Annotated in this window: 12 protein-coding genes, 1 tRNA gene and 2 pseudogenes; 13 read left to right on the plus strand and 2 right to left on the minus strand. The window is 66.0% G+C overall.

Annotated elements, in window-relative coordinates:
• Positions 1 to 8: 8 nt before the first annotated feature.
• From cysD to U4012_RS33020, 6 genes and pseudogenes are all read left to right on the plus strand, one after another.
• A pseudogene (gene cysD, locus U4012_RS32995) lies at positions 9 to 929 on the plus strand (sulfate adenylyltransferase subunit CysD); the annotation flags it as partial.
• Positions 929 to 2,842 carry a sulfate adenylyltransferase subunit CysN gene (cysN, locus tag U4012_RS33000; protein WP_321803870.1) on the plus strand — a complete coding sequence of 638 codons (1,914 nt, stop codon included), beginning with the start codon at positions 929 to 931 and terminating at the stop codon, positions 2,840 to 2,842. The pseudogene cysD and the gene cysN, both read left to right, overlap by 1 nt.
• Before the next feature lie 133 nt (positions 2,843 to 2,975).
• Positions 2,976 to 4,163, plus strand: coding sequence for a helix-turn-helix transcriptional regulator (locus U4012_RS33005; RefSeq protein WP_321803872.1), 1,188 nt, complete (start codon positions 2,976 to 2,978; stop codon positions 4,161 to 4,163).
• 276 nt (positions 4,164 to 4,439) lie between these two features.
• Positions 4,440 to 4,577 carry a hypothetical protein gene (locus U4012_RS33010; protein WP_321803934.1) on the plus strand — a complete coding sequence of 46 codons (138 nt, stop codon included), beginning with the start codon at positions 4,440 to 4,442 and terminating at the stop codon, positions 4,575 to 4,577.
• Positions 4,556 to 4,750, plus strand: a pseudogene (locus U4012_RS33015) (MFS transporter); the annotation flags it as partial. The gene U4012_RS33010 and the pseudogene U4012_RS33015, both read left to right, overlap by 22 nt.
• Positions 4,737 to 5,786, plus strand: coding sequence for a lactonase family protein (locus tag U4012_RS33020; protein WP_321803874.1), 1,050 nt, complete (start codon positions 4,737 to 4,739; stop codon positions 5,784 to 5,786). The pseudogene U4012_RS33015 and the gene U4012_RS33020, both read left to right, overlap by 14 nt.
• An 85-nt stretch (positions 5,787 to 5,871) precedes the next feature.
• Here the strand turns inward: U4012_RS33020 and U4012_RS33025 are convergent, their stop codons facing one another.
• The gene (locus U4012_RS33025; protein ID WP_321803876.1) at positions 5,872 to 6,909 is read right to left on the minus strand and encodes an AraC family transcriptional regulator; all 1,038 of its coding nucleotides are present in this window, start codon (positions 6,907 to 6,909) and stop codon (positions 5,872 to 5,874) included.
• Between the two features lie 226 nt (positions 6,910 to 7,135).
• Between U4012_RS33025 and U4012_RS33030 the strand changes: the two genes are divergently transcribed.
• Positions 7,136 to 8,248, plus strand: a complete 1,113-nt coding sequence (locus tag U4012_RS33030) for a fatty acid desaturase (RefSeq protein ID WP_321803878.1) — start codon at positions 7,136 to 7,138, stop codon at positions 8,246 to 8,248.
• A gap of 49 nt (positions 8,249 to 8,297) precedes the next feature.
• On the opposite strand, the gene U4012_RS33035 is transcribed toward U4012_RS33030, so the two are convergent.
• Positions 8,298 to 8,933, minus strand: coding sequence for an HAD family hydrolase (locus U4012_RS33035; protein WP_321803880.1), 636 nt, complete (start codon positions 8,931 to 8,933; stop codon positions 8,298 to 8,300).
• A gap of 325 nt (positions 8,934 to 9,258) precedes the next feature.
• On the opposite strand from U4012_RS33035, the gene U4012_RS33040 reads away from it, so the two are divergent.
• The 6 genes from U4012_RS33040 to U4012_RS33065 all read left to right on the plus strand — a co-directional run bounded on the left by U4012_RS33040 (position 9,259) and on the right by U4012_RS33065 (position 13,788).
• Positions 9,259 to 9,349: transfer RNA gene (locus U4012_RS33040), tRNA-Ser, on the plus strand.
• Between the two features lie 127 nt (positions 9,350 to 9,476).
• Complete coding sequence (locus U4012_RS33045; RefSeq protein WP_321803882.1) at positions 9,477 to 10,700, plus strand: tyrosine-type recombinase/integrase; 1,224 nt, start codon at positions 9,477 to 9,479, stop codon at positions 10,698 to 10,700.
• Positions 10,690 to 11,400 (plus strand): transcriptional regulator domain-containing protein, encoded by a 711-nt coding sequence (locus U4012_RS33050; protein WP_321803884.1) that lies wholly within the window; start codon positions 10,690 to 10,692, stop codon positions 11,398 to 11,400. The genes U4012_RS33045 and U4012_RS33050 overlap by 11 nt, the downstream gene beginning before the upstream one ends.
• A 95-nt stretch (positions 11,401 to 11,495) precedes the next feature.
• Complete coding sequence (locus tag U4012_RS33055; protein WP_321803886.1) at positions 11,496 to 11,759, plus strand: helix-turn-helix transcriptional regulator; 264 nt, start codon at positions 11,496 to 11,498, stop codon at positions 11,757 to 11,759.
• Positions 11,747 to 13,462, plus strand: coding sequence for a DUF927 domain-containing protein (locus U4012_RS33060; protein WP_321803888.1), 1,716 nt, complete (start codon positions 11,747 to 11,749; stop codon positions 13,460 to 13,462). Before U4012_RS33055 ends, U4012_RS33060 begins: the two co-directional genes overlap by 13 nt.
• Complete coding sequence (locus U4012_RS33065; RefSeq protein WP_321803890.1) at positions 13,459 to 13,788, plus strand: hypothetical protein; 330 nt, start codon at positions 13,459 to 13,461, stop codon at positions 13,786 to 13,788. Before U4012_RS33060 ends, U4012_RS33065 begins: the two co-directional genes overlap by 4 nt.
• The last annotated feature ends 399 nt before the right edge of the window (positions 13,789 to 14,187 follow it).

Consider the following 14,187-nt stretch of genomic DNA (forward strand, 5'->3'; position numbering starts at 1 on the left):
CGCGGCGCCGGCATGCAACAAGGAGACGAACGATGTTGACCCACTTGGAGCGACTGGAGGCCGAAAGCATCCACATCATGCGCGAGGTGGTCGCGGAAAGCGAAAACCCGGTGATGCTCTATTCGATCGGCAAGGACAGCTCGGTCATGCTGCATCTCGCGATGAAGGCCTTCTACCCGGCGAAACCGCCCTTTCCGCTGCTGCACGTCGATACGACGTGGAAGTTCCGCGAGATGATCGCGTTTCGCGACGAGACGGCCGCGCGCCTCGGCCTCGACCTGCGCGTGCACGTGAACCCCGACGGCGTATCGAACAGCATCAATCCATTCACGCACGGCTCGGCCGTGCACACCGACGTGTGGAAAACGCAGGGGCTCAAGCAGGCGCTCGACCACTACGGCTTCGACGCCGCGTTCGGCGGCGCGCGCCGCGACGAGGAGAAATCGCGCGCGAAGGAGCGCATCGTGTCGCTGCGCTCGGAGCAGCACCGCTGGGATCCGAAGCGCCAGCGTCCCGAACTCTGGTCGCTGTACAACGCGCGCAAGCGCCGCGGCGAAAGCCTGCGCGTGTTCCCGATTTCCAACTGGACCGAACTCGACATCTGGCAATACATCCGGCTGCACGACATTCCGATCGTGCCGCTCTACTACGCAAAGGAGCGGCCGGTGGTCGAGCGCGACGGCGCGCTGATCATGGTCGACGACGAACGCCTGCCGCTGCGCGAAGGCGAAGTGCCGCAGATGCGCAAGGTGCGCTTTCGCACGCTCGGCTGCTATCCGCTGACGGGCGCGATCGACAGTGACGCGAGCTCGCTCGACGACATCCTGCAGGAGATGCGCGACACGCGCACGTCCGAGCGCCAGGGACGGCTGATCGACAGCGATTCGGCCGGTTCGATGGAAAAGAAGAAACAGGAGGGATATTTCTGATGGCACACGTTCTCACCGCCCCCGAGGCACTTGCGCACACGACGCCCGACATGCACGCCGACGATGCGCAAACGAAGGACCTGCTGCGCTTCATCACGTGCGGCAGCGTCGACGACGGCAAGAGCACGCTGATCGGCCGCCTGCTCTACGAATCGAACATGCTGTTCGACGACCAGTTGACCCAGCTCGAAGCCGATTCGAAGAAGGTCGGCACGCAAGGCGGCGAACTCGATTTCGCGCTGCTCGTCGACGGCCTGTCGGCCGAGCGCGAACAGGGCATCACGATCGACGTCGCATATCGCTTCTTCGCGACCGCGCGACGCAAGTTCATCGTCGCCGACACACCAGGCCACGAGCAGTACACGCGCAACATGATCACCGGCGCGTCGACCGCCGATCTCGCGGTGATCCTGATCGATGCGCGCAAGGGCGTGCTCACGCAAACGCGCCGCCACAGCCATCTCGTCGCGCTGATCGGCATCAAGCGCGTCGTGCTCGCGATCAACAAGATGGACCTGGTCGACTACGACCGCGCCGTGTTCGAGCGTATCGACGCCGACTACCGCGCGTTCGCGGCCGAACTCGGCCTCGACGAAATCGTCAGCATTCCGATGTCCGCGCTGCGCGGCGACAACGTGATCGCATCGAGCGCTCGGATGCCGTGGTACGCGGGCCCGCCGCTGATGCGGCATCTCGACACGCTGCCGCTCGTCGAGCGCGTGACGCGCGACGAGCCGTTCCGGCTGCCCGTGCAATGGGTCAACCGTCCGCACCTGAACTTCCGCGGTTATGCCGGCAGCATCGCGTCGGGCGAAGTGCGCGTCGGCGAACGCGTGCGCGTGCTGCCGTCCGGCAAGGAGAGCCGCGTTGCGTCGGTGATCACGCCGGCCGGCGAAGCCGATGTCGCGCGCGCCGGCGAAGCGGTGACGCTCACGCTCGCCGACGAGATCGACGTGAGCCGCGGCGACATGATCGCGCGTGCCGACGCGCCGCCGGAAGTCGCCGACCAGTTCGAGGCGACGCTCGTGTGGATGCACGACGAGCCGCTGCTGCCGGGCCGGCCGTATCTCGTGAAGCTCGGCACGCAGACGGTCGGCGCGACCTGCGCGACGCCGAAGTACAAGATCGACGTGAACACGCGCGAGCATCTCGCCGCGCGCACGCTCGCGCTGAACGAGATCGGCGTGTGCAACCTGAGCTTCGACCGGCCCGTCGCGTTCGATCCGTACGACCTGAATCGCCACACCGGCGGCTTCATCGTGATCGACCGCTTCACCAACGACACGGTCGGCGCCGGGATGCTGCACTTCGCGCTGCGCCGCGCGCACAACGTGCACTGGCAGGCCGTCGACGTCGATCGCGACGCGCGCGCGGTGCAGAAGGCGCAGACGCCGCGCATCGTATGGCTGACCGGGCTGTCGGGCGCGGGCAAGTCGACGATCGCGAACCTCGTCGAGCGGCGCCTGCATGCGCTCGGCAAGCACACGTACCTGCTCGACGGCGACAACGTGCGGCACGGCCTGAACCGCGATCTCGGCTTCACCGAGGCCGATCGCGTGGAGAACATCCGGCGCGTGGCCGAAGTCGCGCGGCTGATGCTCGATGCCGGGCTCATCACGCTCGTGTCGTTCATCTCGCCGTTCCGCGCGGAACGCGACATGGCGCGCGCGCTGGTTCGTCCCGACGAGTTCGTCGAAGTGTTCGTCGACACGCCGCTCGCGGTCGCCGAGGAACGCGATCCGAAGGGGCTGTACAAGAAGGCGCGCAAGGGCGAACTGAAGCACTTCACGGGCATCGACTCGCCGTACGAGCCGCCGGCGCAGCCGGAACTGCGCATCGATACGGTGGCCGAGTCGCCGGAGGCCGCGGCGGAACGGATCGTCGCGTACCTGCTGCGCGAACGCACCGCGTAAGCGTCGCCAGCGCGACGCACGCTGCGTCGCTCCGGCACGGCCCGCGTCGTCTACTCCGTTCGGATGACGCGGGCGGCTGGCCGGTCGGTATGCTGGCTCGGGAGCATTCACCCCGACCCAGGAGAACACGAGCATGCGGATCGCGCTGGCGCCCGGCGACACGGCCGCACACGACAGCTTCGACGACGCGGCATGGACGGCCCGCGAACTCAGCGCGTGGCTCGGGCTCGTCTATCAGGGCCCGTCCGAGACGACGCCTTGGGCAGGCTTTCTCGAAGCGATGCGCGTGCGGCTCGACGCGAGCTTCACGACGCTCGTGCTGCGCAGCCCGCGCGGCACGCGGCGCGGGCTCATCATCAACGCATCGACCCACGGCCCGCTGCTGCCCGGCGAACCATCGTACAGCGAAGAGTTCTACGCGCTGTGCCCGTTTCTCGACCACCCGCCCGGCCAGGTGTTCACGGCCGACACGCTGTTCGGCGCGACGCGCTGGTGCGCGCACGATTTCTACCGGCAATACCTGCAGCCGCTCGACCTGCGCTTCATCCTCGGTGCGAATCTGCGCGGCGAGCGCGGCGTCGAGTGCGCGTTCTTCGTGAGCCGCCCGCATCATGCGCGCGACTTCGACGCGGCCGAACGCGCGCAGGTCGCGACGCTGCTGCCGCACCTGCAGCGCGCGGTCGAGCTGCACGCGGCGCTCGACGTGCTCGACGCCGAACGCGCGCTGTACGCGGGCACGGTCGACCGGCTCGACGTCGGCACCGCGATCCTCGACGAGGACGGTCGCGTGATCAAGCACAACCGCATCGCCGAGCGGCTGTTCGAGCAGCAGGACGGCCTGTGCCTGCGCCAGGAGCGGCTCCATGCATCGTGCCCGCTCGACGAGCGCCGGCTGCAGAAGGCGCTGCAGGCCGCGCTCGAGCATTTCCGCGCGGGTGCGCTCGGCCGCATCGAGGCCACCACGCTGTCGCGCCCCGGCGGCGCGATGCCGTTGAACGTGCTGCTGCGCCCGCTCGCGCCCTTTCACGGCGCGGAGGACCGCCAGCACCGGCCGGCCGTCGCGGTGTTCGTCCGCGATCCGGCGTCGTCGCCGCACACCTCGCGCGACATGCTGCACCGGCTGTTCCGCCTCACGCCGATGGAAACCGAGATCGCGCTGTTGCTCGTCGACGGCCTGACGCTCGACGAAGCGGCCGCCGCGACCGGCATCACGAAGAACACCGCCCGTGCGCATCTGCGCGGAATCTTCGCGAAGACGGGCGCGACACGGCAGGCCGTGCTCGTGAAGATGCTGCTGAACAGCGTCGTGTCGATGGCATAGCGGGCCGCGCACGAAGCCGGCAGGTTGCCGGGGAGAAGTCCGCCGCAGGGCAGCACCGAGCGGCATGCCTGCCCACTCACGTCATCCGTCATCAGATGTGATTGCGCGCGGAGACAACCTCCCGACATTTCCCGATATTTGGATATATTTCGGGTAAACCCGTGACGTCATATCAGGATCTCCGGCGTACCATGTCATACGACAACATACTACTTAGATCCCCACCCGACGCGAACGCAGGCCGCTGCCCCGTTCGCCGCCCGCCCGGAGACTCCCTTGACCTCGCCCGCCCTGCCCGGCCGCGCCCCGCTCGCATCCGCCGTCTCAAAAGTGAAATGGCACGTGCTGCCGCTCGTGCCGATCATGTTCATCGCGACCGATATCGACCGCTGCCGACGGCCTTCGGCTATCTGAAGCAACATACGGGTTCGAACGCGGGCGGCCGGGATGCGCTCGCGATCGCGTTCCTAGTCGCCACGGTCGCCGCGCCGTTCGCGCGCACGCGCCGGCGCAGCGATCCGCCGCGCGGCCTGCCGGCCGACGAGTCCTTCACGTACACCGCAATGCTCCGCCATGCCGAACACTGACCGCCTGACCGTCGTCGTCCCGAATGCCGTCGACGGCGACCTCGCCACGTTCTCGCTCACGTTCGACGGCACGCTCGCGCCGCTCGCCCGCTACCCGGCCGGCGACGTCGCGATGCCGGTCGCCGTGCAGCCCGATCGCGCGCGGCTGTACGTCGCGACGCGCGGCGAGCAGCCGACGATCGTCGCGTTCCGCGTCGCGGCGGCCACCGGCGCGCTCGCCCGCATCGGCGCGACCGCGATCGACGCGAGCCTCGCCTACCTGTCGCTCGACCGCAGCGGCCGCTGGCTGCTCGGCGCGTCGTACGGCGGCCATTCGCTGAACCTCTACGACGCCGCGCGCGTGCGCGACGGCGACGGCGCAGCGCTGCAGGTCGCGCACGGCATCGCGAACGCACATGCGGTCGTCGTGTCGCCGGACAACCGCTTCGCGTACGTGAGCTCGCTCGGCTCGGACCGGATCTTCACGTTCGCGCTGATCGAGGATGCCGGCGGCCTGCGTGCGGTCGAGCACGGCGAAACGCGCGTGCCGGGCGGCTTCGGGCCGCGCCACCTGCGCGTCGCGCGCGACGGCCGGATGCTGGTCGCGGTCGGCGAATTCCAGGCGACGCTCGCGACTTTCGCACGCGACGCCGACAGCGGCCGCCTCGGCGACGCACGGGTCAGCGCGCGCCACCCGGCCGTCGCCGGCCTCGCGCAAGGCCACGCGCGCCCGCCCGCGCCGACCGGGCCCGCCGTGTGGGCTGCCGATCTCCACCTGACGCCCGACGAGCGCTTCGCGTATGTGAGCGAACGCACGTCGAGCCAGTTGCTCTGCTATCGCCACGATGCGGACGGCGCCTTCGACCCCGTACACGCGACGGCCACCGAAACGCAGCCGCGCGGCTTCGCGATCGATCCGTCGGGACGCTGGCTCGTCGCGTGCGGCGAGCAGTCGGAATACGTATCGGTGTACGCGATCGCGCCGGACGACGGCACGCTGGCGTTGCACGCCCGCGTGCCGGGCGGCCGCGGGGCGAACTGGGTGGCGATCGTCTGACGGGTCCATCGACCGATGGATCAAATGATCGCTTCATCGACGCCGGGCGCACGGCCGGCACCGGCCCGCGCCGCCCGGCGCGCCGTCAGCGCCGCTCGCTCGGCGCGACGCCGGTCCAGCGCTTGAACGCACGCGTGAAATTCGCGCGGTCGGTATAGCCGACCCGCGCCGCGATCTCGTCGACCGGCAGGCGCGTGCCCTCGAGCAACCGGAGCGCATCGCGCAACCGGATCTCGTCGAGCAGCGCCGAATAGGTCGCACCGAATTCCGCGAGCTTGCGTTTGAGCGTGCGCGCCGACACATGCAGTTCGCGTGCGATTTCGTCCACCGACGGATAACCGGTCTCGCCGCAGATCAGCAGGTTGCGCACGCGCTCGACGATGCTTTCCGCATAGCCGAGCCGCGCGAGTTCGGCCTCGCATTGCTGGACGATCATCTGCGCGGTCTGCGCGTTCGCGGTGCCGATCGGCTCGTCGAGCAGCGCGGCGTCGCAGCGGATACGGTTCGCGCTCGCGTCGAAATGACAGCGCGGCAGCCGCGCGCGATAGCGCTCGAACCACGGCGGCTCGGGCCATTCGAAATGCAGCTCCGCACGCGACTGCAGCGTGCGCCCCGGCGCGGGATCGAGCAGCGAGTTGAACAGGATCGCCGTCTCGACCAGGAAGTTTTCCACCGCGAACTGGCGCAACCGGCCGAGCGGAAACGCCTCGAGCACGTCGATGTCGACGATCCCGTCGAGCTGGGCGAGCCGCACCGAAAAGAACGGCACGCGCGTCGGCAGGTAGCGGATGCCGAGCGCGATCGCCTCGCCGAGCGTTGCGCAACTCATCAGCCCGAAGCCGATCAGCCCGGATTTCGTGAGGCTGCTGCGCAGGCCGATCTCGATCGCGATCGACGGATCGCCCGTCGCCTCGAGCAGGTTGAACACGATCGCCGCCTGCTGCAGCGGCGTGATGCGCGCGTCGGGCTGCGCGAGCCGCTCGCGCTCGACGCCCGAGCCGGCGAGAATCCGGCCGCCATCGATGCCGCGCTCCTCGGCGAGCATCAGCATGAACAGCGCATACGCGGACGATACCGTCGCCTTGTTCAGCTGGCGCGCGGCATCCGGGGCGGACAGGGCCATGCGGCGGACTCCGGAGCGGTTTCGGCGGATTGTAGCGCTGCTGGCCCGTAATGACACCGCAGCGGCATTCTAGCCGCCCGATGCGGCATCGCACGCCCGTGCACCGGCCACCGTGACCCGAAATGACACCATCATTGGCACCGGCGGCCCTCGCGTGCGCTCCGGGGCGCGCCTATGCTTGTCACATCGGCATTGCGCCCCACTCTTTCCGCACGGATTCCGGTCGATGAGCCAACCCGCACGAACCGTCTTTCGCCACGACGCCGACAAGGTCGCGTATGTCCGCCGCGAGGTCAACGCCGCGAGCGATGCGATCCGCGCGCGCTTTCCGCTGCTCGACAACCAGAACCTCGTCGGCGCGACCGTGATGGCCGTGTCGGTTGGCGCGATGGTCGCGATCGCGTGGCTGTATGCGCGCGGCGCGATCGCGTGGTACGTCGCGTTGCCGCTCGCCGCGTTCGTCACGTCGCTGATCCACGAACTCGAGCACGACCTGATCCACCTGATGTACTTCAAGAAGACGCCGTGGGCCTATCACCTGATGATGGCGCTGTGCTGGCTCACGCGGCCGGGCACGATCAACCCGTGGACGCGCCGGCGCATGCACCTGCATCACCACAAGGTATCGGGCGGCGAATCGGATCTCGAGGAATTCGGCATCACCAACGGCGAACGCTGGGGCGTGAAGCGCCTGCTGATGATCGCGGACGGCATGCTCGCCGTCGTGCTGCGGCCGGATGCGATGCGCCGCAAGGTCAAGCAGTACGTGGCCGCGCAGCCGGTGCAGGATGCGGCCGAGCGCGCGCAATTGCGCATCGAGCAGGTTTCGTCCTACATGCCGGTCGGTCACGCGTACTACGCGCTGTGGCACGCGTTCATCGTGTATCACGCCGGCCTGTTCGCGCTGCATGCGTTCGGCTACGCGGTGACCGTGCCGGCCGTCGTCGAGCGCGTGATGAGCGTCGTCGATTTCCTCGCGGTCGTGTGGCTCGGGCCGAACTTCGTACGCAGCTTCTGCATCAACTTCGTCAGCTCGAACATGCATTACTTCGGCGACATCGATTCGCGCAACGTGATCCAGCAGACCCAGGTGCTCAACCCGTGGTGGATGCTGCCGTTCCAGCTGTTCTGCTTCAACTTCGGCAGCACGCACGCGATCCATCACTTCGTGGTGCGCGATCCGTTCTACATCCGGCAGCTGACCGCGCGCACTGCGCATGCGGCGCTGCGTGAAGTCGGCGTGCGGTTCAACGATGTCGGCACGTTCAGGCGCGCCAATCGCTGGGGCGCGTATCGTCCGATTCGCGGTACGCGCGGCGCGCAACGCGCCGACGCGTAACGGCGGGCGGCGCGGCTCGCCGCGCGGGTCACGTCAGTCGGTCAGTCGGTCAGTCGGTCAGTCCTTCAGCGCCGATCGCCGGCATCGCTCCGTGCCCGCGGATCCATGCCCGGTTCGCGAGTTCGGCCATTTCCTTGTCGCCGCGGCTGTCGCCGTACGCGAACAGCTTCGCGGGCGGCTGATTTCCCCACCAGCCGCGCAAGCGCACGACCTTCTGCGGCCCCCAGCAGTTCTCGCCGTTCAGCCGCCCGGTAAACGTGCCGCGCTCGAACGCGAGTCGCGTCGCGAGCACCGTGCCGATGCCGACCGTCTTCGCCCACTTCTCCAGATACAGCGACGGCGACGCGCTGACCAGCACGACTTCATGCCCGCGCGCCTGATGCTCGCGCACCCGTTCCAGCATGTCCGGACGCACGAGATTCGGCAGATAACCATCGACGAAGCGGCGCGCGAGCGCGTCGAGCGCGTCCTCGCGGATCGGCCCGAACGCAAACCATGCGAACTTCGCCTTCGCATCGCCGCGCGACAAGAGGCCCGCCTTCATCGCGACGATCCACGGCAGCGCGCGCAACCCGGCCCATGCGAAACGCGGCGTGCCGACCGCGTAGCGGACGAAATGACGGAAACTGTCGGTGGTCGTGATGGTGCCGTCGAAATCGAATGCGGCGACGATGCGGTCGGTCATGGAGAGGCGGGAAAGCGATGAGATGCCCGGGAAGATAGCAGAGTCGGGACGCCGTGCGTGCGGGTGCGGGCAGCGGCGCGACTGGCGGCACGGCTCGATACGCGATCGCGTCAGTTCGCGCTTTTCCGATACAACGCGACATACCCCGCGAGCATCGGCAGCAACGACCCGCTGACCCGGTTCAGCCACGTCTCCCCGGCCGCCCCCACACCCGCACCGAATGCACGTCGTGCGAGCGTCGCTGGAAGGTTTTGGGGCCGGTTCCGGCCGATCGTCGAAGGGAGTGGCGGGAGGCCGCCAGAGTTTGCTATACTCTCGTTCTTCCGGAGAGATGGATGAGTGGTTTAAGTCGCACGCCTGGAAAGCGTGTATAGGTTAATCGCCTATCGGGGGTTCGAATCCCCCTCTCTCCGCCAGGACACATACTTCGCAGTTCTGCGATGTTCTCGAAACCCCCGACAGCACAAGGCTTCGGGGGTTTTTTGTTGCTTGTTCGGTCTCACGAAATCGCGTATATTCCCGCCCAAAAACATGGGTAGGAAGATGGGTGCAATCCACAAGCTAACTGCGCAGCAGATCAAACACGCGAAGCCTGGCTATCTCGGCGACGGCGGCGGCCTCTGGCTACAAGTCAGCCCGGCGGGCACGAAGTCGTGGGTGTTCCGATTCACAATCGGTAAGCGGCGGCGCGAGATGGGGCTCGGCAGCGTTGACACGTTCACACTCGTTGAGGCTCGGCAAAAAGCGCTCGCGTGTCGCCGGCTGGTTGCCGATGGCGTTGATCCGATCGATCAGCGCATCATCGAGCGGGCAGCGTTCAAACCGGCTGCGCCGACGTTCGCGACGTGCGCGGACAAATACATTGATGCAAACCGCGCCGCCTGGAGCAACGCCAAGCACGCCGATCAGTGGACAAACACGCTCACTACCTATGCAGGACCAGTGTTCGGACACCTTCCCGTGGATCACGTCACCACTGAGAAAATCATCGAGGCGATCGGCGACCTATGGGCTACGAAAACCGAAACGGCTACTCGAGTGCGTCAGCGTATCGAGGCGGTGCTGGATTGGGCGACCGTGCGCGGCTACCGTACCGGCGAGAACCCGGCTCGGTGGAAGGGGCACATGGACAAGCTGTTGCCGAAGCCGTCCAAGGTGAAACGCGTTGAGCATCATGCCGCGCTGCCATACGGGGACGTCGCGGCATTCATGGCGACGCTTGCTGGCGCGGCGGGCACGGCGACGCGATGCCTGGAGTTCACGGTTCTCACGGCGTGCCGCACTGGCGAAAGCATCGGTGCATTGTGGTCGGAGATAGATTTGGACGCGGCCGTGTGGACGATCCCGGCCGAGCGGATGAAAGCGAAGCGCTCGCACCGCGTTCCTCTGTCCGACGCCGCGGTACGTTTGCTATCGACGCTGCCGCGCGAGCAGGATAACGATCACGTGTTCATCGGCACGCGTGCCGGCAAGGGCATATCGAATATGTCGATGCTTGCCGTGCTAAAGCGACTGAAACGCACCGATTTGACTGTTCACGGGTTCCGGTCGTGCTTCCGTGATTGGGCGGCCGAGCGCACGCAGTTTCCGCGCGAACTGGCTGAGGCGGCGCTCGCGCATATCGTGGGCAGCGAAACCGAGCGAGCTTATCAGCGCGGGGATATGTTCGACCGCCGGCGCTTGATGATGCAGGCGTGGGCGGATTTCACAGCGAGCCAGCCGGGCCAGGTTTTTCAGATCGGGGAGGTGCGCGAACGTGCCGCTTGACCTGCATCCTCATATCGAGCGACGCGCAAATTGGCGCGACCCGGCCACTTACCCGGACGACAGTTTCAGCGCTGATCGATGGGCGTGGGAATTCCTGAGGCGCAATCAGGCTTTTCGAAGCGAATACCGCGCCGCCGCGTCACTGGATGATCACGCGCTGCGCGCGTGCTTGGTGAAATGGGGCGTCGGGCACGTCTATTCCGCCGCGGAGATCGCCGCGCATGAGCTCGATGCACCAGTTAGGTTTAAATCGGCCGTCGATGTGGTGCGCCGCCTAGACTCTCCGGTTTTGGCGCAGAAGCTGGGTTTCGATTCGGATTCACTGTTTGTCCACCCCGCCTCCCAAACGACGATAGCATTCTCGCTCGATCTGCGCGCGCCGATTGAGGCTCAATTGGACGCGATTCGACAGTCGTTCGCAGACCGCCAGCGGGACGCCGGAATCGCGCCGGCGCCGAAATCGAGCATCCAGACTGAGAGCTATGCGCAGTATTTGCGGGCGTTCGATGGCATAGAAGCCGGCAAGCGTGTTAAGGAAATCGCCGAAGTGCTGTCGCGCGAGGGCCTTAAAGCCGACGACGGCCAGGTGCGGAAATGGATCAATTCGGCCGAGAAATTGATCCATGACGGCTACATCTGGATCCCGCGAATTACCCGCGAAGCGTGGGGCAAGACTCGCCGCAAATTGGAAGGAAAATAGCGCGCGCGCTATTTGCGTGTACGCGGCGCCGCCGTTCATCAAGAATTCGCTTCATGTCGGCGATCTGTCTCGCCGATGCTTAATGGAGCTTATGTATGAACGGGATCGAAGGGCTGGCGGTTATCAAGCGTACGCGCGTCGAGGCGATGACGGGCCTTAGCCGCGCGACAATCTACCGGCGCATGGGAGACGGTACGTTTCCGCGCGCGATCAGACTTGGATTGAAGGCGGTCGCGTGGCGCGCATCGGAAATCGAGGCATGGCTTCGCGATCCAGCCGACTGGCGCGCTCCCGATGCTGTAGCAAGCGGCGCGAAGTCTCAGCCGCGCGAGCTGCGGGGTGACGTATGGAGCAACTGAAGGCGGCGGCAGTGCCGGCCGGCTTTCTTCGCAATGCCGGAGGCGTGTGGCGCGCCACTCGAGGCGAGGATCCGATGTTCGTGTGCGGCCCGCTTGATGTTGTGGCGTACGTGCACAACGCTGACGGTGATATCAGCGGCCGTCTGCTCGCGGCTTCCGGATGGGATGGGGTTGCGCGCCGCTGGGTCGCCAGCTCGTCCGATATCTTCGGGCGCGGTGTCGAGCTCGCATCTTATCTGGATGGTAAGCGGGTTCACGTCAGCAGCGGCGACGCTGCGCGCCGCCAGTTGAGCGCGTATCTGACAGAGTCGCGGCCGAGCGCATACGTGCGCCAGGTCACGCAGCCCGGCTGGCACTGCGGCGCGTACGTGACGCCGAGCGGCGACGTGCTGGGCAATCCAGATGAGCTGCTGTTCTATGATCCGCCGAAAGCCGCGAAGGCGCATTTCGCACAAAGCGGCACGCAGGAAAGTTGGCAACGCAACATTGCCCGGTTCGGCCGTGGCAATCCGCGCCTGATGTTCGCGATCTCGAGCGCGTTTGCTGGTCCGTTGGTCGGTGTCGCCGGGGTGAGTTCTGGCGGGTTCAATTTCTACGGATCGTCGAGCATCGGAAAAACGACGCTCGCGCGCGCGGCGGTGAGCGTTTTCGGTGCGCCGAGCTACATGCAAAGCTGCCGGGCCACTGACAACGCCCTGGAAGCTGTTGCGTCCGAGCATAACGACGCGCTGCTTGTTCTGGATGAGGTGGGCCAGATGGATGCGCATGCAGTGGGTGAAGTCGCCTATATGCTGGGGAACGGCGAAGGCAAGCGTCGCGCGGATCGCAGCGGAGACGCGCGCGAGGCGCGCGCATGGCGGCTCGTTTTCCTGATGACGGGCGAAGTTGCGCTTGCCCAGCATATGGCGAGCGCGGGCAAGCGAGTGCGGGCCGGGCAGGAAGTGCGCATGATCGATATCGATGCGAATGCCGGCCAAGGGCGCGGCGTTTTCGATGAGTTGCACGGCTACAAGGGCGGTGCAGAATTGTCGGCGGAGATTGTCGACGGCGCGCGCAGCAATTACGGTGTGGCCGGTCGACAGTTTATCGAGTGGATTGCCGCCGATCGCGACGGGATTTGTCGACGTACGTCACGGGAAATCAGGAAGTTTGTAACTGAAAACACGCCGGACGGCGCAGATGGGCAGGTGCTTCGCTCACTGGAACGATTTGCGCTCGTCGGTGTAGCTGGAGAGTTGGCAACTGAGGCAGGAATCACCGGGTGGCCGTCCGGCGAATCCCTTGAGGCTGCATCGGCTTGCTTCCGAAGCTGGCTCGAGGATCGCGGTGGCTCGGGTAGCGGTGAGGCGGCGGCGATTCTACGGCAAGTACGGGCGTTTTTCGAGGCGCACGGCGAAAGCCGATTCACGAATTTGGATGACGCAGAGTCGCGCCCGACGATCAATCGAGCGGGGTATCGAAAGCGCGTGGTGGCGGAATCGGGCGAGCCGGTATCGGCCGTTCAACACTGGGTGCTTCCCAGCGTGTTCGAGCGCGAGCTGTGCGACGGTTATTCGCCGAAGGTTGTGCGGGAAGTGCTGCGCGCCCACGGCTGGATTTCGATCGATTCAGGCGGCAAGGCGACGAAGCCTCAGCGCATTCCTGGCGAGGCTAGGCGCATGCGCGTGTACGTATTCACTGATGCGATGTGGGGTGGAGAATGACGCGCGGGCCGGATTACGACTACGGGCGGCGCGAGATGCGCGCCATCATGCGCGGGCTTTACCGCTGGTATCGGCCGAGCGACGATATGCCTACCATGCACGACGCGGAATTCGCCATTCGTGCATTCTCAATGGTCTACGGGGTCGAGCTGGGCGAGGACCGAATCGAGCGATTTGCGTCGGCGTTGCACCGATGGATAACGGATGAGCAAGAGGGCGAGCTTCGCGACGCCATCGAAGACGAACTGAATCGAGAATCCGCTCGAGTGGATAGGCGGCAATGCGTGCAGCGCAGGTGGGATAGGCGGCGCGCGTGTCGAGCCTGAATGAACCCCGGTCAGAGATGGCCGGGGTTTTTGTTTGTGCGGCTGGAACCCGTCTATCGGCGCGCGGTACACGCGCTAGACACCTATGGTGTTGCGCCTCAAGCCCTTATCCGACAAGGGCTTGAGGGATTCGGAACACGAAAACACCGGAACACGCGATTTCCGGCAGAGCGAGGCAGAGAGCAACGCCGGTACAGGAGTTGCGGGAAAGGTAGAGATGGAATGTTAATTCTCATATATACATGTACAGTCTCTAGTATTCCGTCGAACTGCATTTCATCATTTTCAGCCGTCCCGTCTTTCTATTTGTCGCGAAAATCGGTGTTTCGGTGTGACGATCGCGCTGTGCCTTATCTGGCAAGGGGGGGGCGCGGATCACCATGCCGTGTGCCTGTCGTA

Origin of the sequence: Burkholderia sp. BCC1988 (genome assembly GCF_905339895.1) — a bacterium.
GTDB lineage: Bacteria > Pseudomonadota > Gammaproteobacteria > Burkholderiales > Burkholderiaceae > Burkholderia.

Coding starts and splice junctions, on each gene's coding strand:
- cysN (WP_321803870.1), top strand. CDS start 929: ATGGCACACGTTCTCACCGCCCCCGAGGCACTTGCGCACACGACGCCC.
- U4012_RS33005 (WP_321803872.1), top strand. CDS start 2,976: ATGCGGATCGCGCTGGCGCCCGGCGACACGGCCGCACACGACAGCTTC.
- U4012_RS33020 (WP_321803874.1), top strand. CDS start 4,737: ATGCCGAACACTGACCGCCTGACCGTCGTCGTCCCGAATGCCGTCGAC.
- U4012_RS33025 (WP_321803876.1), bottom strand. CDS start 6,909: ATGGCCCTGTCCGCCCCGGATGCCGCGCGCCAGCTGAACAAGGCGACG.
- U4012_RS33030 (WP_321803878.1), top strand. CDS start 7,136: ATGAGCCAACCCGCACGAACCGTCTTTCGCCACGACGCCGACAAGGTC.
- U4012_RS33035 (WP_321803880.1), bottom strand. CDS start 8,933: ATGACCGACCGCATCGTCGCCGCATTCGATTTCGACGGCACCATCACG.
- U4012_RS33045 (WP_321803882.1), top strand. CDS start 9,477: ATGGGTGCAATCCACAAGCTAACTGCGCAGCAGATCAAACACGCGAAG.
- U4012_RS33055 (WP_321803886.1), top strand. CDS start 11,496: ATGAACGGGATCGAAGGGCTGGCGGTTATCAAGCGTACGCGCGTCGAG.
- U4012_RS33060 (WP_321803888.1), top strand. CDS start 11,747: ATGGAGCAACTGAAGGCGGCGGCAGTGCCGGCCGGCTTTCTTCGCAAT.
- U4012_RS33065 (WP_321803890.1), top strand. CDS start 13,459: ATGACGCGCGGGCCGGATTACGACTACGGGCGGCGCGAGATGCGCGCC.